Source organism: Rhodococcus ruber (assembly GCF_027270735.1).
GTDB classification, from domain to species: Bacteria; Actinomycetota; Actinomycetes; order Mycobacteriales; family Mycobacteriaceae; genus Rhodococcoides; species Rhodococcoides rubrum_A.
The window spans coordinates 236769-257137 of the sequence record NZ_JAPWIJ010000007.1; the positions used below are offsets into that span (position 1 = coordinate 236769).

Annotated in this window: 19 protein-coding genes, 1 pseudogene and 1 riboswitch; of the genes and pseudogenes, 6 read left to right on the top strand and 14 right to left on the bottom strand. The window is 64.8% G+C overall.

Features of this window, described 5'->3' with window-relative positions; all coding sequences use genetic code 11:
* The first annotated feature begins 33 nt into the window (after positions 1-33).
* The 3 genes from O4220_RS18010 to O4220_RS18020 all read left to right on the top strand — a co-directional run bounded on the left by O4220_RS18010 (position 34) and on the right by O4220_RS18020 (position 5083).
* Positions 34-2208: a malate synthase G gene (locus O4220_RS18010; RefSeq protein ID WP_269606686.1), complete on the top strand. Its 2175-nt coding sequence runs from the start codon at positions 34-36 to the stop codon at positions 2206-2208.
* Positions 2209-2275: 67 nt separating this feature from the next.
* Positions 2276-3940, top strand: a complete 1665-nt coding sequence (locus tag O4220_RS18015) for a substrate-binding domain-containing protein (protein WP_269606687.1) — start codon at positions 2276-2278, stop codon at positions 3938-3940.
* 3 nt (positions 3941-3943) lie between these two features.
* Complete coding sequence (locus O4220_RS18020; protein WP_269606689.1) at positions 3944-5083, top strand: metallophosphoesterase; 1140 nt, start codon at positions 3944-3946, stop codon at positions 5081-5083.
* A 17-nt stretch (positions 5084-5100) separates the two neighbouring features.
* Here O4220_RS18020 and gcvP read toward each other — a convergent pair whose 3' ends face one another.
* The 12 genes from gcvP to idi form a co-directional block, all read right to left on the bottom strand.
* On the bottom strand, positions 5101-7953 hold the full coding sequence (gcvP, locus tag O4220_RS18025) for an aminomethyl-transferring glycine dehydrogenase (protein WP_269606691.1): 2853 nt from the start codon (positions 7951-7953) through the stop codon (positions 5101-5103).
* 194 nt (positions 7954-8147) lie between these two features.
* Positions 8148-8245: riboswitch (glycine riboswitch) on the bottom strand.
* Between the two features lie 11 nt (positions 8246-8256).
* Complete coding sequence (locus tag O4220_RS18030; RefSeq protein WP_157226114.1) at positions 8257-8796, bottom strand: MerR family transcriptional regulator; 540 nt, start codon at positions 8794-8796, stop codon at positions 8257-8259.
* A gap of 412 nt (positions 8797-9208) precedes the next feature.
* Positions 9209-9682 (bottom strand): bifunctional nuclease family protein, encoded by a 474-nt coding sequence (locus O4220_RS18035; protein WP_269606694.1) that lies wholly within the window; start codon positions 9680-9682, stop codon positions 9209-9211.
* A 96-nt stretch (positions 9683-9778) separates the two neighbouring features.
* A complete protein-coding gene (locus O4220_RS18040) occupies positions 9779-10516 on the bottom strand; it encodes a MerR family transcriptional regulator (RefSeq protein ID WP_269606696.1) in 738 nt (245 codons plus the stop codon).
* Positions 10513-11010, bottom strand: a complete 498-nt coding sequence (locus tag O4220_RS18045; RefSeq protein WP_057479400.1) for an FHA domain-containing protein — start codon at positions 11008-11010, stop codon at positions 10513-10515. The genes O4220_RS18040 and O4220_RS18045 overlap by 4 nt, the downstream gene beginning before the upstream one ends.
* A gap of 212 nt (positions 11011-11222) precedes the next feature.
* Complete coding sequence (gene gcvH, locus O4220_RS18050) at positions 11223-11627, bottom strand: glycine cleavage system protein GcvH (protein ID WP_032377956.1); 405 nt, start codon at positions 11625-11627, stop codon at positions 11223-11225.
* A 40-nt stretch (positions 11628-11667) separates the two neighbouring features.
* On the bottom strand, positions 11668-12417 hold the full coding sequence (locus tag O4220_RS18055) for a DUF881 domain-containing protein (protein WP_269606700.1): 750 nt from the start codon (positions 12415-12417) through the stop codon (positions 11668-11670).
* A 3-nt stretch (positions 12418-12420) separates the two neighbouring features.
* Complete coding sequence (locus O4220_RS18060) at positions 12421-12861, bottom strand: small basic family protein (RefSeq protein WP_269606702.1); 441 nt, start codon at positions 12859-12861, stop codon at positions 12421-12423.
* The gene (locus tag O4220_RS18065; RefSeq protein WP_269606704.1) at positions 12858-13652 is read right to left on the bottom strand and encodes a DUF881 domain-containing protein; all 795 of its coding nucleotides are present in this window, start codon (positions 13650-13652) and stop codon (positions 12858-12860) included. The genes O4220_RS18060 and O4220_RS18065 overlap by 4 nt, the downstream gene beginning before the upstream one ends.
* Positions 13653-13780: 128 nt before the next feature.
* Positions 13781-14383, bottom strand: coding sequence for a CDP-alcohol phosphatidyltransferase family protein (locus O4220_RS18070; RefSeq protein ID WP_269606706.1), 603 nt, complete (start codon positions 14381-14383; stop codon positions 13781-13783).
* A gap of 60 nt (positions 14384-14443) precedes the next feature.
* Positions 14444-15079, bottom strand: coding sequence for an NUDIX hydrolase (locus tag O4220_RS18075; RefSeq protein WP_269606708.1), 636 nt, complete (start codon positions 15077-15079; stop codon positions 14444-14446).
* Positions 15080-15089: 10 nt separating this feature from the next.
* Positions 15090-15707: an isopentenyl-diphosphate Delta-isomerase gene (gene idi, locus O4220_RS18080; protein ID WP_269606710.1), complete on the bottom strand. Its 618-nt coding sequence runs from the start codon at positions 15705-15707 to the stop codon at positions 15090-15092.
* Between the two features lie 44 nt (positions 15708-15751).
* On the opposite strand from idi, the gene O4220_RS18085 reads away from it, so the two are divergent.
* The 3 genes and pseudogenes from O4220_RS18085 to O4220_RS18095 all read left to right on the top strand — a co-directional run bounded on the left by O4220_RS18085 (position 15752) and on the right by O4220_RS18095 (position 17462).
* Positions 15752-15916, top strand: coding sequence for a hypothetical protein (locus O4220_RS18085; RefSeq protein WP_269606713.1), 165 nt, complete (start codon positions 15752-15754; stop codon positions 15914-15916).
* 101 nt (positions 15917-16017) lie between these two features.
* Positions 16018-16200: pseudogene (locus tag O4220_RS18090) on the top strand (BatC protein); the annotation flags it as partial.
* Complete coding sequence (locus O4220_RS18095; RefSeq protein ID WP_269606715.1) at positions 16200-17462, top strand: cupin domain-containing protein; 1263 nt, start codon at positions 16200-16202, stop codon at positions 17460-17462. The pseudogene O4220_RS18090 and the gene O4220_RS18095, both read left to right, overlap by 1 nt.
* A 6-nt stretch (positions 17463-17468) precedes the next feature.
* On the opposite strand, the gene O4220_RS18100 is transcribed toward O4220_RS18095, so the two are convergent.
* Together O4220_RS18100 and O4220_RS18105 are read right to left on the bottom strand one after the other, a co-directional pair.
* Positions 17469-18230: an SDR family NAD(P)-dependent oxidoreductase gene (locus O4220_RS18100; protein ID WP_269606717.1), complete on the bottom strand. Its 762-nt coding sequence runs from the start codon at positions 18228-18230 to the stop codon at positions 17469-17471.
* A 27-nt stretch (positions 18231-18257) separates the two neighbouring features.
* On the bottom strand, positions 18258-20054 hold the full coding sequence (locus O4220_RS18105; protein WP_269606719.1) for an acyl-CoA dehydrogenase: 1797 nt from the start codon (positions 20052-20054) through the stop codon (positions 18258-18260).
* Between the last annotated feature and the right edge of the window lie 315 nt (positions 20055-20369).

Here is a 20369-nt window from a genome sequence, read left to right on the forward strand (position 1 = left end):
TCGGTGTCCGAGACCGGAAAGAGTGAGGAATTCATGACCGATCGTGTGCAGGCTGGTGGACTTCAGGTCGCCAAGGTCCTATTCGATTTCGTCGAGAAGGAGGCGCTGCCGGGTACCGATGTAGATTCCGATGCCTTCTGGGCCGGTGCCGCGTCGGTGATCGCCGATCTCGCTCCCAAGAACAAGTCTCTGCTGGCCGTCCGCGACGAGATCCAGGGCAAGGTCGACGCCTGGCACGGCGAGCACGCAGGCCCGAATTACGACCGCGCCGCCTACAAGGCATTCCTGAAGGAGATCGGCTACCTGCTCGACGAGCCGGCCGACTTCCAGATCACCACGGCTGGAGTGGACACCGAGATCACCACCACAGCCGGTCCGCAGCTCGTGGTGCCGGTGCTCAATGCCCGGTTCGCGATCAACGCGTCCAACGCACGGTGGGGCTCGCTGTACGACGCTCTCTACGGAACCGATGCCATTCCCGAGGCCGACGGGGCCGAGAAGGGATCGAGCTACAACAAGGTTCGCGGCGACAAGGTCATCGCCTTCGCTCGTGACTTCCTGGACGAGGCGCTGCCGTTGAGCTCCGGCTCGCACGTCGGCACCACCGGTTACGTCGTGGACGCCGCATCGTTGACGGTCACTCTCGCCGATGGCAGCACGGTCGGGCTGAAGGATCCCTCACAGCTGCTCGGCTACCAGGGCACCCCGGACGCGCCGACGGCAATCCTGTTCGTGCACAACGGGTTGCATTTCGAGATCCAGATCGACGCCGAGAGCCCGATCGGCAAGACCGACGGCGCAGGCGTCAAGGACGTCCTGCTCGAGTCGGCGGTCACCACCATCATGGACTTCGAGGACTCCGTCGCGGCAGTCGATGCGGACGACAAGGTTCTCGGCTACCGCAACTGGCTCGGTCTGATGAAGGGCGATCTCACCGAAGAGGTCTCCAAGGGCGGCAAGACATTCACTCGCGCGCTGAACAAGGACCGCACCTACACCTCGGTCGACGGTTCCGAACTGACGCTGCACGGTCGCTCGCTGCTGTTCGTCCGCAACGTCGGTCATCTGATGACGTCCGACGCGATCCTCGACGCCGACGGCAACGAGGTCCCCGAGGGCATTCTCGATGCGCTGTTCACCTCGCTCGCAGGCCTGCATTCGCTGACTGCGGACAACGTGCTGTCCAACTCGCGCACCGGTTCGCTGTACATCGTCAAGCCGAAAATGCACGGACCGGACGAGGTCGCCTTCACTGCGGAGCTGTTCGGCCGTGTCGAACAGGTTCTGGGACTGCCGACCAACACGCTCAAGGTCGGCATCATGGACGAGGAACGCCGCACGACGGTGAACCTGAAGGCGTGCATCCAAGCCGCATCCGAGCGCGTCGTGTTCATCAACACCGGCTTCCTCGACCGCACCGGCGACGAGATCCACACCTCGATGGAGGCAGGTCCGGTCGTCCGCAAGGGTGCGATGAAGGGCGAGAAGTGGATCGCCGCCTACGAGGACTTCAATGTCGACACCGGCCTGGCCGCCGGCCTCGAAGGCAAGGCGCAGATCGGTAAGGGCATGTGGGCCATGCCGGATCTGATGCACGACATGCTCGAGCAGAAGATCGGCCACCCCAAGGCCGGGGCCAACACCGCATGGGTTCCCTCCCCCACTGCAGCCACCCTTCACGCCCTGCACTATCACAAGGTCGATGTGTTCGCCCGTCAGCACGAGATCGCACAGGCCAAGCGGGCCACGGTCGACGACATTCTCGAAATCCCTCTGGCCCCGTCCACGGACTGGACCGACGAAGAGAAGCAGAACGAACTCGACAACAACTCGCAGTCGATCCTGGGCTACGTTGTCCGGTGGATCGACCACGGTGTCGGATGCTCCAAGGTGCCCGACATCCACGACATCGCGCTCATGGAAGACCGTGCGACGCTGCGCATTTCGAGTCAGTTCATCGCGAACTGGCTGCGTCACGGCGTCGTCACCGAAGAACAGGTGCGCGAGTCGCTGAAGCGGATGGCCCCGGTGGTCGACCGTCAGAACGAATCGGATCCGACGTACAAGCCGTTGGCTCCCGACTTCGACACCAACATCGCATTCCAGGCCGCGAGCGATCTCATCTTCCAGGGCACGAGCCAGCCCAACGGATACACCGAGCCGATCCTGCACCGCCGCCGACGGGAGTACAAGGCCGTCAACGCCTGACGGTCTTGTCGATCACGTGGGTGAACATCGGAACAGAGGGCGCGGGCGGTCCATAGCCGCGGGACCCGTGGTCGTCGTGATCGCGATCGCGGTGATCGTCGCGGCGGTGTTCGGGTGGTTTCAGCTACGAGATCGGATTTCCGATCAAGGTATCGAAGCTGCGAGCCAGTGTGTGGAGGGATCGGCGGTGCTCACTGTGGCCGCCGATCCCGACATCTCCGGGCCCGTCGAACAGTTGGCCGAGCGGTTCAACGCCACCGCTCCGGTGGTTCGGGATCACTGTGTGACAGTGCAGGTTCGAGCCACGGCCTCGGACGTGGTGCGGTCGGCCCTGAACTCCGGTATCGACTCCTGGGATGCCGGTGCGCTCGGTGACCGACCGGGCCTGTGGATACCTCAGTCCACGGCCGACGTCGAGGCTGTGACCGCGCGCGGATCCGTAGACGGCACTCCACGGTCGCTCGCGTCCAGCCCGGTGGTACTCGCGGCACCGACTGTCGTCGCCGACGCCGTCACCGCCGCGGGCTCGAGCTGGGCCGACCTGGTGCGGTTGCAACGCGACCCACAGGCTCTCGGACTGGGTGAATGGGGCGGTCTCCGTCTCGCTGTCCCGACAGGTTCGGACACCGGCGCCACCGCTCTCGCGGTAGCTGCGATCGCAGCCGGCGTCCGGGGCGACCCGACCACGCCGCTGACCGTCGAGCAGGTCTCGTCGAGAGAGCTGGTTTCGGCGATGTCGGAGCTGGCCGTCACGGATACGAACACCGCCGCGCTGTCCACGTGCACGACGTACGACGCCCTGGCGAGCCTCGAGAACGCAGCGGGCCCACAGGCCCCTGTTCATGCGGTTCCGGTGACCGAACAGCAACTGGCGTCGACCGATTCGTCGACATTGACCGCGGTTCGACCGCAAGGTCCGACGCCTGTCGCCGATCATCCCGCCGTCGTCCTCACCGGCGACGAGACGTCCACCCGAGCCGCAAGTACGTTCGTCGAGTTCGTACGTCAGGCGGACGGCACGCAGACACTCCGAGATGCCGGGTTCGACGTCGACGAAGCAGAGGACGCGGGGGTCGTCGCCCCACCATCGGGACCGGTTACCGACGCATTGCTCGCCGTGCTGCGCAATCCCGTCCTGCCGCGACGCGCCACCGTTCTGCTGGACGTGTCCGAGTCGATGGGTACGGCAGAAGGCGGCGCGACAAGACTGCAGAACACCGTTCGCGCCCTGGGCGAGCAGTTCGAGCGTGTACCCGACGCCACCGAGCTTGGTCTGTGGAGTTTCAGCGAAAATCTGAACAACTCCCTGCCTTTCCGAGTGGACGTTCCGACCGGACCGATGACGGTTCCGGTCGGAACGACTCCCCGACGCGCCGCACTCGACTCCACCGCGGCGGCGTTGACGCCGGCAACCGGGTCGTTCACGTATGCCTCCGTACTGGTGGCATATCTCGACGCCGTGGCCGGATACGTTCCCGGCCGTGTCAATTCCGTCGTATTGATAACCGACGGACCGGACGACTCGTCCTTGTCCACGGAGGAACTGCTCACCGACCTGACCGCCGCGGCCGATCCGGCGCGTCCGGTGGCGGTGAACATCGTGCGTATCGGAGACAACCCCGATGCCTCCTCGTTCGACGACATCGCCGCCCGGACCGGCGGAACCGTAGAAGCGGTACCGACATCGGATTCTCCAGACCTCATCGATCGACTCGGAAAGTTGCTGTACTAGAACATGTCTCGTGTACTTTTTGTCGGCGTCTTCCTGCTACTCGTCACCCTCTTTCTACATTGGCGGTTCCTGTCCGTCACCAGAGCACCGACTCGGCTGAAGCGGCCGGCGGATGTGTTGTTGCTAGTCCTGTGGCTGTGCGCGCTGATCGGGTTCGGCAGCGGTGTCGTGTTCGATCCGTCCTGGGCTCGTGGCCCGGCGTTCGTCGGCCTCACCTGGCTCGCCGTGGTGCTGTATCTGTTCCTCGGAACGGTGCTCGTCGGGCTCGTCTGCACCGTCGTTCGAGTCGTCTTCGCGATGATGCGCCGCGATTCGGCCGCTGCACGGTTGCGGGTGTCGAGGGTCGGCTCGGCGATCACGGCGCTCGTCAGCATTGCCGCGGTGGGGTACGGACTCGTCGAGGCTGCGACTCCGCGCGTGACGAACACTTCCGTTGCGTTGGGTGGGCTACCGGCCGAATTCGACGGAGTACGAGTGGCGTTGGTGTCGGATCTGCATGCCGGTCCGTCCCGCGGTGCGGGGTTCGTTCGTAGGGTCGTCGATTCGGTCAACGCCCAGAATCCCGATGTCGTGCTGCTCGACGGCGATCTCATCGACGGCACAGTTGCTCTGGTGGGAGAAGATCTCGAGCCGCTACGCGACCTCCAAGCGCCGCTGGGGGTGTTCGCCGTCAGCGGCAATCACGAGTTCTACGCGGGCGACGGCGGCGAATGGCTCGACTTCTGGTCGACGCTCGGCATCGACGTACTGCGAAACGAACGCACGACGATCACTCGCGGCGACGCTGCGATCGATATCGCGGGCATCAACGACGCCACCGCACCGGCTCCGTACGAGCCCGATCTTCCGGCGGCATTGGACGGGATCGATCCCGATCGATTCGTACTACTGATGGCACATCAGCCGAAGCAAGCGGTGGAGGCATCGGACTTCGGAGTCGACATGCAGGTGTCCGGGCACACGCATGGGGGCCAGATCTGGCCGATCCGCTATCTGGTGCCGCTGCAGCAGCCCAGTGTCGAAGGGCTGGACACGATCGGCAACACCACGCTGTACACCACCCGCGGTGCGGGCGCATGGGGTCCACCGGTGCGGGTGGCCGCCCCGCCCGAGATCGCGATGCTCGAACTCACGCGGGGCTGACCATGGTTCCCGTCGAATCAGGCGAACGCCTCGATCGGCGGGCACGAGCACACCAGATTGCGGTCGCCGTGTGCGCCGTCGATGCGCCGCACCGCCGGCCACACCTTCGGACGTTCGTAACCGGCAGGGTAGGCCGCCAGCTCCCGTGAATACGGGTGCTCCCAGTCCGCTACCAGACACTGGGCAGTGTGGGGCGCTCCCCGAAGCGGGTTGTCGTCCACGGTCCACTCGCCGGATCCAACGCGATCGATCTCGCCTCTGATTGCGATCATCGCGTCGCAGAACGCATCGATCTCCTCGAGGTTCTCGCTCTCGGTGGGCTCCACCATCAGGGTTCCGGGAACCGGAAAGCTCATCGTCGGCGCGTGGAATCCGTAGTCCGCCAGTCTCTTCGCCACATCGTCGACGGTGACGCCGGTGTCCTTCGTCAGACCTCGCAGATCCAGAATGCACTCGTGGGCAACCATGCCGTTGTCACCGGTGTAGAGCACCGGGAAGTACTCGTCGAGGCGACGAGCGATGTAGTTGGCCGAGGCGATCGCCGTCAACGTCGCCTGCCGGAGTCCCGTCGCGCCCATCATCGCGATGTAAGCCCATGTGATCGTCAGGATCGAAGCGCTGCCGTACGGGGCTCCGGACACCGTCGGTCCCGAACCGAGCTGCGGGGCCAACGGGTGGCCCGGCAGGTGGGGCTGCAGGTGTGATCGAACACCGATGGGTCCGACTCCTGGCCCGCCGCCGCCGTGTGGGATGCAGAACGTCTTGTGCAGGTTCAGATGGCTGACGTCGCCGCCGAATCGGCCGGGGCGCGCGAGTCCGACAAGGGCGTTGAGGTTTGCACCGTCGACGTACACCTGACCGCCTGCGTCGTGCACCGCTGCACAGATCTCGGAGATCTCGTGCTCGTAGACGCCGTGTGTGGAGGGGTACGTGATCATGATCGCGGCGAGCGTGTCGGCGTGCTCGGTGATCTTGGCGCGCAGGTCGTTCACATCGACGTCGCCGTTGGGGCGGCAGGCAACCACCACGACACGCATGCCCACCATCACGGCCGACGCCGCGTTGGTTCCGTGTGCGCTCGACGGGATCAGACACACGACGCGCTCGGCGTCGCCGTTGGCGAGGTGGTACCGACGAATGGCCAGCAGCCCCGCGTACTCGCCCTGACTTCCCGCGTTCGGCTGCAGACTCACTGCGTCGTAACCGGTGATGTCGACGAGCCACCGTTCGAGGTCGTCGATCACGCGCAGTAGGCCGGGCACGTCCGAAGCCGGAGCGAAGGGATGTTGGCGGGCGAACTGCGGCCAGGTGATCGATTCCATCTCCGCGGTAGCGTTCAGCTTCATCGTGCACGAGCCCAGCGGGATCATGCTTCGGTCGAGGGCAATGTCCTTGTCGGACAGTGCGCGCAGGTAACGAAGCATCGCCGTCTCGGTGCGGTACCGCGTGAAGGCCGGATGTGTGAGGTACTCCGACGTGCGGGCCATGTTCGCGGGCACCGATTCGGCACCGGAGCCGGCAGGCTCGGCACCGAACGCAGCGAGCACACCCACGATCGTGTCGGAGGACGTCGCCTCGTCGCACGCGACTGCGACGTGATCGGCATCGACCAGTCGCACATTGATCCCGCGCTGCTTGGCATCGTCGGTGACGGCCTGCGCCCGACCGGGAACCGCCGCGAGAACGGTATCGAAGAAGTCGGTGTGCACCACCTCGACGCCGGCCTCCTGAAGGCCGGCAGCCAGGGATCGAGCGTGCATGTTGACACGAGTTGCTATGGCGCGCAATCCGTCTGCGCCGTGGTAGCTGGCGTACATTGCGGCGACGATGGCCAGCAATACCTGAGCGGTACAGATGTTCGACGTCGCCTTCTCGCGGCGGATGTGCTGCTCACGGGTCTGCAGCGCCAATCGGTAGGCGCGGTGTCCGTCCGCGTCGAGCGAGACCCCGACCAGACGGCCGGGTAGCTGACGGGAATGCATGGATCGCACTGCGAGGTAGCCGGCGTGCGGTCCGCCGTATCCCATCGGAACACCGAATCGCTGGGTGGTGCCGAAGCAGACGTCCGCGCCGATCTCACCGGGCGGAGTCACCACGGTAGCTGCCAGCAGGTCCACGCCGACGGCAACCAGGGCGCCACGTTCGTGCGCGGCCTCGATGATCGCCGTGTGATCGACCAGACGGCCCGACGCTCCAGGCAGCTGGGTCAACACCCCGAAGAACTCTCCGTCCGGCAGGCCGTCTGTCAGATCGGCGTACACCAGCTCGATTCCCAACGGCTCGGCGCGAGTGGCGAGAACGGCTGCCGTCTGCGGGAAGATATCGGAATCGACAAGCAACCGAGGCGACTTCGACGCTCTGTTCGCGCGTCGCATCAAGGTCATGGATTCGGCTGCCGCAGTGGACTCGTCGAGCATCGACGCATTGGCCACGTCCATGCCCGTGAGGTCGGCGACCATGGTCTGGAAGTTCAGCAACGCCTCGAGCCGACCCTGGCTGATTTCGGGCTGATACGGCGTGTACGCGGTGTACCAGGCCGGGTTCTCCAAGATCCCTCGGGTCAGCACCGGCGGAGTGAGTGTGTCGTAGTAGCCCAAGCCGATCATGGACGTCGCGACGGTGTTCTGCCCGGCGAGGTCCGCCAAAGCAGCCAGTACCTCGTGCTCGCTCAGAGCCGGCGGGAGCGTCGCCAGTCCGTCGGGAACACCGTCTACCACGGTATCGAGGATCGAGGACGGCACTGCTTTGCGGGCAAGTTCGTCCAGGTTGTCGACGCCGATGGTGTGGAGGATGCGAACCAGTTCGGTCGCGTCGGGCCCGATGTGCCGATCGACGAAAGTGTGTGCGGACGAGGCAGTTCGGTCGGTCACGGTGTTCTCCCAGGTGCCGGAAAGACGAGGCGTCGGACGACCGAGGCATATGCGCCGGCCGCTCCTCCCCCTCTGTCGTGTGCCCGCTGACGCGTGCGCCTGAGAGATTCGGTTGGACACGGCGCGTCATGTGGACTGCGCCGGCACCTTTCCCCTTGGGCGGGTGGGTACTCCCACCACTTTCCAGAGTTGTCGAAGCCCACACGGTCCGTGTGCCTGAGAGATTGACGGGGAGGTATTGCTCCTTCGGCGTCCGAGACTGGATGCCTCGGAACTCTCCCGCGCGGGCGCGACGAGGAAAGTCTAGCCGGTCTTGCGGCTCGCGCGATTCTTGCGGCGTGAGGCCAGCTCGTCTTCGGGACTCGGCTGGCTTTCGCCGCCATCGGCTCGTTCGGCTGGGAAATCGGCGATCGTGCCGGTGAGCTCGCGCATCGCGCCGTTCACGGCAATGCCGAACACGCCCTGACCGCCCTGAAGTAGGTCGACCACCTCTTCGGCGGACGTGCACTCGTAGACGGTGGTGCCGTCCGAGAACAGGGTGATGTTGGCGAGATCGCCCACCCCGCGCTGGCGTAGGTGATCGACGGCGACGCGGATGTTCTGCAACGAGATACCGGTGTCGAGCAGCCGCTTGACGATCTTGAGAACCAACATGTCCTTGAAGGAGTACAGCCGCTGACTGCCTGAGCCTGCCGCGCCGCGAATGGACGGGACGACCAACCCGGTGCGGGCCCAGTAGTCGAGCTGACGGTAGGTGATGCCGGCGATCTGGCAGGCACTGGGCACTCGGTAACCCACGAGCTCGTCCGGCACCGAATCATCGGGGAACAATCCCGGCTGAATGTCCTGAGGTGTGTCGACTCGGACGTTCGACGCCTGGTCGGGGGTGTCGACCCGAGCATCGGAGACGGACGCGTCCTCGGTCCGGCCTGCGGCTTCGGACTCTCGACTGCCGTCGTGCTGCTGCGGCTGATCTCCCACTGACTGCTCCCTCTCGGATGTCTCACTGCGTTCGGATCGAGTCAGTACTGCGATCCGTCCGGGGCACCTGAACGCCTCGGTGTACTCGCGTGAAGTCATACCGTGTACCAGGCCAGAGTACGCCTCGGCAGGTCTGCGAGAGGCGCGAAACTGCACCGAATCCGACCAGCGACGGCGATGAACTTCACTGGCACGAACGTTATGGGGACGATCGCGCAGATTCAACGCAACGCGCCGTAAACCTGAACCTAAAGTTGAGGTTGAGACTCTTCTGTTACCCGTCGGTGGCCTTGAAGTCGTCCGGCGACACCGAGTCGAGGAATTCCTTGAACTTCTCGACCTCGTCCTCGCGCTCGTCGGGCATGATCAAGCCGGCCTCGGCGAGCACGGGTTCCTCGGCGAAGATCGGCACCCCTGCTCGCAGTGCGATGGCGACGGAATCAGACGGACGAGCAGAAACTCGGACATCTTTGTCGAACACGAGATCGGCGTAGAAGGTGCCCTCCTGAAGGTCCACGATGCGCACCTCCTTGAGCTCGCGACCCAATGCCGAAATCAGGTTCTTGACGAGATCGTGGGTGAGCGGCCGGGCGGGCTGGACACCCTGTTGCTCCAAAGCAATTGCAGCAGCCTCGGTTTGACCGATCCAGATCGGCAGATACCTGTCTCCATCGGCCTCACGCAGCAGCAGCACGGGCTGATTCTGCGGCTGTTCGACACGAATACCGACCACACGCATCTCACTCATCGTGTCTGCCTCTCACCTCGTGAATCCGGGCTGCACTTCGTTCGTTCAGCTCGTCGCAGCCGAGTCTATTGGAAGTCGAACAGACGCGAGCGAGCGTCACCTGTCGAGTGCACCGCGCACTGCCGCTTTGACCAGACAGGTGTGCAGCGTCAACGACAACGCCGCGAGCTCTCTGATCATTTCCTCCGCGCGATCGCGGGCACCGGCGTCGCGGCCCTTGGCGACCGGTCCGGCGATCTGTGCAACCAGACCGGCCTCGCGGTCCGCCGCGAGTTTGAAGGCACGGAGGTGGCGCACTTCGAGACCGAACTGCAACATTGCGTGTGCCGTACGAGCAAGCGTCACGGCACCGTCGTCGTAGAAACCGGCCTGCCCGGGAGTGATCAGCCCGCTCCGCAGCAGCTCGGTCAGGAACGCATCGTCGATACCGGCCTGAGCCAGAAGGTCGGCCTTGCTGATCCGCACCTCTCGGTCCGGCAAGAACTCCTCGGGCGACACCTCGCCCGCTGCGAGCGTCAGAGACCGCGGTCGTTTGACCGATGTGTCTGCCCGCTCGACACTTGCAACACCGTGATCGATAGCTTCGAGTTGCTCTTTGATCACCTTGAGCGGTAAGTACTGATCACGCTGGGCGGTCAGAACGAATCGCAGCCGTTCGCAGTCTGCAATGGAAAACCGCCGGTAGCCCGACGGAGTGCGTTCCGGAGAGATCAGACCCTCGGCTTCGAGGAATCTGATCTTCGAGATCGTCACATCCGGAAAGTCGGGCCGAAGTCGATCGAGGACGGAGCCAATCGACATCCCCCCGTTGGACTGCTGCCCGACGGCGGTCACTGGCTTCCTGCACCCGCAGACGTGTCGCCGACCTGAGATCCGTTGCCGCCCCGCGGTCCGGTCAGGAAAACCAACCGGAACTTACCGATCTGCACCTCGTCGCCGTTGGCCAGAACTGCGGAGTCGACCGGCTCCCGATTGACGTAGGTGCCGTTGAGGCTGCCGACGTCGACGACCTGGAAATCGTCCTCGTCCTGTCGAAACTCGGCATGCCGACGACTGACAGTGACGTCGTCCAGGAAGATGTCGCTGTCGGGATGCCGTCCGGCGGAGGTGGTCGGCTGGTCGAGCAGAAACCGCGATCCGGCATTGGGACCGCGCTTGACGACGAGCAGAGCGGCACCGACAGGCAGCCCCTCGACACCCGAGACCGGAGCTTCGGTGCTCTGGGCGGCCGCGGAGTTGTCCAGCTCCTGGAGGAAATCTGCGCGGAAGACCGAGGTGGTCTCGGCCGGCGACTCCCCGTAGTTGCTGTCGTTGTCGTTCTGGCTCACCGTTACTCCTTCTCAGTCCGTTCACCCGGGCAATGAGCGCCGCGGGTAACGCAGTACATGGTCTTCACATCTGGTATTGCGTTGCGCCTGGTTCTATTTACGTCTGTACAGCTTGCTGGACCTTCGCCCCGACAGGGTATTCGCTCGGTGTCGACCGTACCCTGCGCAGTACGGACCGTGTGGCCGGTTGGCAGGTGTCGACAGCCGGCCGATCACTCGGCCGTGATGAGAGCATATCCGGCAGCATCGAGCATCTGCGCCAGTGCCGCGTCCAACTCCTCCGGGGATGAAACCTCCAAGTCGATCAGCCAGCCTCCGGTGTACGGTCCCGAATTCACCTTCTCCGGCTCGCCGTCCAGATCCTGGTTCACGCCAATCACTTTCGCAGTCAACGGGCTGAACACGTCGGACACGCTCTTGGTCGACTCGACTTCTCCGAGAGACTCACCCGCGGTGACGGTGTCGCCGACCGCCGGAAGCTGAACGAACACCACGTCCCCCAGCTGAGACTGCGCGAAATCGGTGATACCGATTCGCACTGCCGCCGGGCCCGTGCGCTGCACCCACTCGTGCTCGGGCGTGTAGTACAGATCAGCTGGTGTGTCTATGTCGCTCAACGCGGCATTCCCTTCGATCGTGGCCCGGGCGGTCGGGCGGTCAGTTACCGGGCTGAGCGTATTGACGCGGGCGCGGGTCCCGCAAGGCGGAGACCGTGACCTGGTCCGACTGCGTGATGTTCGACGACGCCCCGTTGCGAGTGACGGTGTCCACCACGCCCCCGGGGATGTTCAGAGCCGACGCCAGCGTGGGCGAGTCTCCGATTGCCGTGAACGTGTACGGGGCTCGCAGTTCGCGGCCGTCGACCACCACCCGACCGGCGGGCCCAGCAATCCACGAATCGACGCCGATGCGGACGGCACTACCGCCGCCCTCGATCTGGAGTGCCTCGGCACCGGCGGCACGCAACTCCTGCATGGCGTCGAGCAACACCTCGGACCCGACTCCCGAATTCGGGTCAACGACGACCAAAGTGACGCCCGGGCCCTGGGCAGCGACCGTACCGACTTGAATCGACAACGCGGACAGTCGTTCCTGCGCCTCGGCTACTGCTGCCTCCGATCCCGAACCGGACTGGCGCAGAGTCGCCAACGTGGCCTGCAGCGTGCTGATCTCGTCGCGAATCGACGCCTCGCGCCGGGTGAGGGTGTCCAGCACGACCAACAGGTCCTCCGGCCGGGAACTCTCCAGATTGTCGGAGGTACTCGTCTCTCGCACCTGCGTGGCGATACCTATTCCGAGGACGCACAACAGGGCGAGCGCAAGAATGCCGAACGCCTTTCCGCGCCTGCGTCGATCTGCATCCAGGGCTCGAACGCGCCAGCCGTGCCGCCCGGTCCGTGCCGTCATCTCCTAAGCTCCGAACAGACGGCGGCGCAGAGCGGCCGCATTGCCGAAGATACGAATTCCCAGAACGACGACGATGGCAGTGGACAGCTGCGTACCCACACCGAGCTGATCACCGAGCCACACGATCATCGCAGCAACGAGAACGTTGAAGACGAACGAGACGACGAACACCTTGGCGTCGAAGATTCCGTCGAGAAACGCACGCAGACCACCGAATACCGCATCGATCGCAGCGACGACGGCGATCGGCAGATAGGGCGCGACGACCGAAGGCACCTGCGGTCCGGCAACCGTGCCGATGACCACTCCGGCGACAAGTGCGGCGAGAGCGGCGATTGCATATGCACCGTGAGTGGTGGTGATCGGGGATTCCGCAGCTGTCTCGGCGTCTGTTGCCTCGTCGTCGTCGGCCGGTACGGCCGTCGTCGGGTCGTGCTCCGTCATCGTGGGCCTGCCTCCTCTGCCTCGAACGACTCTCTCACAGCGGCGGGACCGAGTTCGAGATCGGAGGCCGGGCGTACCGAGAACCCGATGCCGTACAACTGCGCCACGGTGCTCATCCGGAGATACGCGTCGCTGACGACGAATTGGACTTGAATACGCTGCGGGGGTCCGATCGCCTCGATGTCGTAGGGCGAGTCGATCGGGCGATTGTCCAGCAACATGGCCCCTCCGGCCTGCCTGATGGTCACGTTCGGGCCAACTCGAACGCCGTCCACCGACACCGCCTCGGCACCGCTTGCCCACAGCGAGTTGACAATTGCGGCGATGTCTCGATCGAGCACTGCAGCGCCCGAGCCCGTGCGAGCCGACGAACCGCTCGCGCCCGCCGGCTCCGTGACGACTACGGACAGACCCGGACCCGAGACAGTGTCGATGCCTGCGGCGGATTCGACGGCACTCAATCGGTCCAGCAGTGCACTGCCCGCGGCGTCGGACTGCAGAACTCGATCGCGCTCGGTCGACACCCGCTCGGTCAGTTCGTCTCTCGTCGATTCCAGGTCGACGCTTCGGCCCTGGGCGGCTCGGACGGCTGCCGACGCATCGGCACCTGCTCGGTCGACCGCGGCCGCACCGGATGCCAACTGCGAGAGAGCGACACCGAATATCAGGCCGACCACGACGGCACCGGTCAGCAACCACAGAGCGGCAGGTACGCGCGGCTTACGGGTGTGTTGCGCCGTGCGTTCGGCTGCCGCGGCTGCGTATCCCGGATCGAGGTGGTCGGTCAGCAACGAGGTCAACAGTGACGGGACAGGATTCCTCCTGACCCGTGTCCCGGGTCGTTCCGCAGGCTCCACTCCTGCCCCGGGTCGTTCCGCAGGCTCCACTCCTGCTCCAGGTCGTTCCGCAGGCTCCACCGTCAGGTGCCGGCCGCTGTCGGGTCGACCGCCCTGGCCACTGCGATGGCCTTGCCGAGGTACAGCAGACCCGTCCAGGAATACAACACGGTGCCCCAGATGAGTAGTGCGTAACCCAGTGGTCCTGCCGCGGCGGCCACCGAACTGGTGCCCGCGGAGACCAGCAGCACCGGCAGCGCGATCATGACGACGAAGGTTGCGGCCTTGCCGAGGTAGATGACGTCCGGAGGAGGTAGAGATCGACGTCGGTAGACGAACATCGTCAATCCGAGCACGGCATCGCGCCCGATCAGTATCGCTGCCACCCACCACGGAATGATGCCGCGCAGAACGAAGGCGACGAGGGTGCTGACGACGTACAGCCGATCGACCAACGGATCGAGGACGGCACCCAACTTCGATGCCTGTCCGAGCATCCGAGCGAGTTTGCCGTCCAGCCAATCGGTTCCGCCGCTGACGAGCAGAATGACCAGTGCCCACCCATCAGCGGCGGGCCCGAGCAATAGATACAGAAACAGCGGAACACCGGCGAGCCGGATGGCGCTGAGCAGGTTCGGAACGGTCGCAATGCGATCGGATACCTCGAGCTCACGGTTGTCCGTCACCGAACCGTCACCTCCTGTCGCTTCTGCTCGTCGTGCGTTCGGGCCGAGCCTGCGGCCACGTTAGCGCCACGCGAACACGGGCTGCTCGAAGTCGGCGACTCGGGTGTGTCGACCGTGCATCGCCACCTCACGGAATTGATGGACGATCGCACCGGTCGGAGCATGGATGGCTCCGGTTCGGTACGGCCATCGAATCACCGGGCGGGACGATTCGGGAATCGATACGAACTGCGCGTCGACGTCGAGTTCGTCGACGGTCACCTCGAACACCTCGGATACCTCGTCCTCGTTGGGGCGCAACGTGGACGAGTAGTCACCCACCCACACCACGAACGGGGTGATGACGTAGCCGGATCGGGTGACGTAGTCGTCCAGCCTGCCCAGTATGTCGGTCGTTACAGCACGGATACCCAGCTCCTCGTGCAATTCCCGCAAGCACGCCTCAATCGCGGATTCGCCTGGATCCACGCCGCCGCCCGGCAGGGCGTACTGGCCCGGGTGCGCGCGCAATCGACTCGGCCGCTTCGTCAGCAGCATCCGCCTGTCCCCCGGCGCTCCGCCGAGTGCGACGGCCACCGCGGCGGCGCGTAGGCCGTCGGCCTGGGCGGTGCGGTGGGTGAACCCTGCGAGTTCGCGCGCGACGGAACCTCGATCGAGCAGGTCCTCGGCCGACTCAGCGGAAGTATCGTCACTCACAGCACGAACACTAGAGCCCCGGCGGTATCGGCGGGCGGAGGGCGGCGGGCGGAAGCAGGTCGTCGGCGGCAACCGGCCAGCCGAGCGGGTCGTCGGCAAGAATCGCCAATTGTTCCACTTGCGTTCGACACCAGGGTGATACGTCGACGGTTCCGTCGAGCACGCCGGCAGCAAATTCCGGCCACGACACCCACCGGGTCTCGTCCACTTCGAGTGGGTCGGGGTCGAGTCTCGCGCTCTCGTCCACCCGCACGCGATACACGGGACAGATCTCGTTCTCCACGATGCCGTTGTCCATGACGGCCCGGTACCGAAAGTGCGGGAGAACCAGTTCGGCGGAGTCCGCGTGCAGCCCCAACTCTTCACCGATCCGGCGCAGCACTGCATCGGCGAGGTCTTCACCGGGGGCGGGATGACCGCAACACGTGTTGGTCAGCACGCCGGGCCAGGTCTTCTTGCTCGACGCCCTCCGCGTGAGTAATACCGCACCGTCCGGTCCGACCACATAGCTGGAGAACGCCAGATGCAGCGGCGTCTGCAGCGTGTGCACGGTCGTCTTGTCCTGTGTGCCGACGGCGCGGCCTTCGTCGTCGAGCAGCACCACGTGCTGCGCCGGTGATCGATCCATCGTTCCATGGTCCCACGGTCGAACTCGCGGTCTACTGTCGAACCATGGGACGCACAGAGAACACCGGCGACGAGACACCGACCGACGACAAGGAATCGACCACGCCGGATTCGCCGAAGGGCGGCCGACCGGGACCGGTGGACGGCGGGGGCGGCGGCGGGATGGCGACACGTGAGGTCGCGCCCGAGATCGCCGAGGACTCTGCCTGAATTTTCGTACCACCGCTGTTTGAAAAACAGAGTTCGCGTCAATACCCCCGATGTTCTCGCGCCGCGCGGGCACACGAACCTCCACGACCGGAAGGATCTCGATGAGCATCAACGACGACGACATCACCACCACAGGCGGAGCCGCGGGCGAAGGCCCCGCTGACGGCGGATCGAACCCGGGCGGTCACGACGGCGGAGCAGACGGCCCAGCCGGAGCAGGCGAAGGCCCGGCCGACGGCGGATCCAACCCCAACGGGCACGACGGCGGTGCGGACGGCACCGCTTGAGCACTGAGCCGAGCGGCGAGCGCGGATCGGGAAACCGGTCCGCGCTCCGTCGTCTCACCGGTATCGACCTCGGGACTTTCGCAGATCGGTTCTGGGGCGTTGCTCCCAAGCTGACCAGATCAGCTGATCTCTCGGGCTCGTTCGACGACCTGATGACGCTCGACGCGGTCGACGAGCTCATCTCCGAACGCGGAGTACGCACTCCGTTCGTGCGGATGGCCAAAGACGGTCGGCTGCTGGACAAGTCGCAGTTCACGTCGTCCGGCGGGTTCGGTGCCGAGGTGACGGACCAGGTCGACTCCGCAGCTGTGCTGGCGGCCTTCGCGGCCGGCAATACACTGGTACTTCAGGGCCTGCACAGGCTGTGGCCCCCGCTGATTCATTTCGTCGGTGATCTCGTTCGAGAGCTGGGCCATCCGGTGCAGGTGAATTCGTATGTCACACCGGCTGCGTCGCAAGGCTTTTCACCGCACTACGACGTGCACGATGTGTTCGTCGTGCAGATCGCGGGGACCAAGCGGTGGAGCATTCATTCGCCGGTGCACGTGCATCCGCTCAACAATCAACCGTGGTCGGACCGACGGTCGGCCGTCGAAGACCACGCATCGAACACTCCCGAACTGGACATCGTGCTCGAACCCGGCGATGTACTCTACCTGCCGCGCGGGTGGATCCACTCGGCGCAGGCGCTCGGCGACACGACCGTGCACCTGACCATCGGCGTCGCGTCGTACAACGACTACGACCTCGCCCACCATGTGCTGAAGTCGCTCGGCGACGTCGAGAGTCTGCGTGCCCCCCTCCCCGCCGGCCTCGACCACTCCGACTCGGAGTCCCTCGTTCCGCATGTACACCGTGTTGTGGACGCCATGCGCGCCGCGCTCGACGAGATCGACCGAGACCCCGACGCGGTACGTCGCCTCGCCGAACGCCTCGCAGATCGTCACGACGACCTCGTCCGACCGCAAGCGGTGCGCCCACTGGCGAGCGTCGCCGCGATGGGCGCGCTGCGGGGCGAGGATTCGATCCGATTGCGGCCCGGCATCTTCGCGCGGATCGCGCACATCGAGGACGGCGTCTCGATGGTGCTTCGGAACAAAACGGTCACGCTGCCCTCTCAGTGCGCCGACGCGATCGAGAGCCTGATGAAGGGCGCTTCGTGCCGCCTCGATGCGATGCCGGGCCTCGACCCCGACGATGCACTGGTGGTTGCGCGCAGACTCATCCGCGAGGGGATTGCAGTGACCGCAGCACCGTGACAGCTGTCAGGTGATCGTGACTCCACCGTCGACCGCGATGGTCTGACCCGTCACGTATCCCCCGGCGTCGGAGGCGAGCCAGATCGCGGTGGCGGCCAGTTCCTCGGGGTCGCCCTTGCGGCCGAGGATCATTCGTGGAGTCATCGAATCGAGGTACCCGGGCTGATAGCTGTCGGTCATCTCGCTCTGGAAGAAGCCCGGCGCAATCGCGTTGACCCTGATCCCCTTTCGGGTGCCCCACTGCTGCGCGAGGTCGCGGGTGAGGCCGATGATGGCGGCCTTGCTTGCGCTGTAGGCGGCCTGCGGTAGACCTGCAGTGGTCAACCCGAGCACGCTGGAGATGTTCACAATCGAACTCCCGGGTGCCATTACCCGACCGCAGGCCTGGGCTGCCCAGTAGGACCCGTTCAGGTTGATGTCGATCACCGAGCGAAACTGTTCGGGAGTCTCGCGGGTCGCGGGGAACGCTGTGCCGACACCGGCGTTGTTGATCAGTACATCGACTTTGCCGAACTCTGCCACTGCGGCGTCGACCATAGCGGTGCACTGGTCCGGATCGACCACATCGGTTGCGACGGAGATCGAACGTCCTCCGACACTGTCGATCAGCTTCGCGGTCTGCGCCAACTTGTCCACGCGGCGTGCAGCGAGCACAACGTCCGCCCCGGCCTCGGCTGCTGCTTTCGCGAAGGCAACACCCAGACCGGAGGATGCGCCGGTGACGATGACGACTCGCCCGTCGAGGCGGAATTTGTCCAAGATCGACATGTACGTGAATCTCCTTGTGGGTCGTGGTCAGAACCAGGCGGGTGACATATCGAGGGTGGTGCGGTCCAGTCGCGCCAGCAGATCGAGCTGAACCGTCACTTTCGGCAACTCGTAGACGTAGAAGTACTGCGCTGCAGAACGCTTTCCGTCGTAGAAGTCTCCGGACTTCGCGCCGACGGCCAGTAGCTGTTCGAGCCACATCCAGGCGATGACGATGTGCCCCATGGCTTCGAGGTAGGCAGTGGAGTTCGCCAAAGCCAGAGCTGCGTCACCGGTCCCCCATACTGCCGCGGTGACCTCGACGATTCTTGCGAATCGGTCCTGCAGTTCCGCGCCGAAGGTGGCAGCGTCACCGCCGGCAGCGTCAGCCCGCGCGACCGTCTCCGAGACCTGCTCGCCGAGTAGCGCCAATCCCGCGCCGCCCTGCATCACGACCTTGCGACCCAGCAGGTCCAACCCCTGAATACCGTGCGTGCCTTCGTGAATCGGATTGAGCCGGTTGTCACGGTAGTGCTGTTCGACGTCGTAGTCGCGTGTGTATCCGTACCCGCCGTGCACCTGGATGGCCAAGCTGTTGGCCTCGAGGCACCACTGTGACGGCCAGCTCTTGGCGATGGGAGTCAGGACGTCGAGCAACAGGGTCGAGCGCGCCGCTTCGGCGTCGTCGGACGCCGAGTCCTGGAGGTCCACCAGACGTGAGCAGTAGAGTCCGAGCGCGAGCGCTCCTTCGACATAGGACTTCTGGGCCAGCAACATTCGGCGAACGTCGGCATGTTCGATCAGTGCGACCGGAGGTGCTGCTGGATCCTTTGCACCGAGCGGTCGCCCTTGGGTGCGCGTCTTCGCGTACTCGACCGACTTCAGGTAGCCGACGTACCCGAGCGCGATGGCCAGGAATCCGACCCCGATCCTGGCCTCGTTCATCATGTGGAACATGTACGACAGTCCGCGGTTCTCCTCGGCGACCAGGAACCCGACTGCACCGGGTTGCCCTGCGGGAGAATGGGTTCCGTCGCCGAATGCCAGCAGGGTGTTGGTGGTGCCGCGGTTGCCCATCTTGTGATTGAGGCCGGTCAACACGATGTCGTTGCGCTCGCCGGCACCGCCGTCGCCGTTCGGGAGGAATTTGGGAACGATGAACAGCGAGATCCCTTTGACACCGGGAGGACCTCCCGGTGTCTTCGCGAGCACCAGGTGGACTATGTTCTCGGTCAGTTCGTGATCGCCGCCGGAGATCCACATCTTGGTACCGGTGATACGAAAGCTGCCGTCGTCCTGCGGTACCGCTTTGGTCGTGATGTCCGCCAGCGATGATCCGGCCTGCGGCTCCGACAGACACATGGTTCCGAACCACCGACCGTCGAGCATGGGCCGCACGTAATCACGTACCTGATCCGGTGTGCCGTACGTTGCGATCAGGTTGGCATTCGCCATGGTGAGGAACGGGTAGGAGGAGGTCCCGGCGTTGGCGGCCTGGAAGAATGCCATCGCCGCCCGAGAGACCGTTGCAGGCAGTTGCATTCCGCCGATCGACTCGTCGAACTGCCCGGCGATCAGACCCGCCGACGCGTACACGTCGAGCGCTGCCTTGACCTCGGGGATCAGCTGCACCGAGCCGTCCGAATTCATGGTCGGCTCGTGCGCATCGGCCTTCTTGTTGTGCGGCGCGAAGTGCTTGCGCGCAATATCCGCGCTGAGGTCGAGTACTGCGTCGAAGGTCTCGCGCGAGTGTTCGGCGAAGCGGGGACGAGTGGTCAGGCCTGCCACGTCCAACCACTCGTACAGCAGAAAATCCAGGTCGCGGCGCGAGAGGACGTCCGACATTCACTTCTCCGATCGCGAGGGGTGACACGTGCGCACGATGGTGACGAGCACTGTGACGCACATGACTGTGGATTCACCATACAAGTCGCGATCTCCGGCTTTCACCGAGTACCCGCCCGAGCTGTCACTGCAGATCCGCGTTCGCTGTCCGGGCTCCAAAAACGCAGCCAGGCAGACTTTTACGACTTATCGGACTATGAGCAGCGTCACGATTGACGTGGTCCCCGACGGCATATACTTACCTTTGATAACGATATGAAGCGGACAATCGCGAGGCGCCCCGGGCAACCGGTGCGTGTCGTCGGAGGGAGTCGA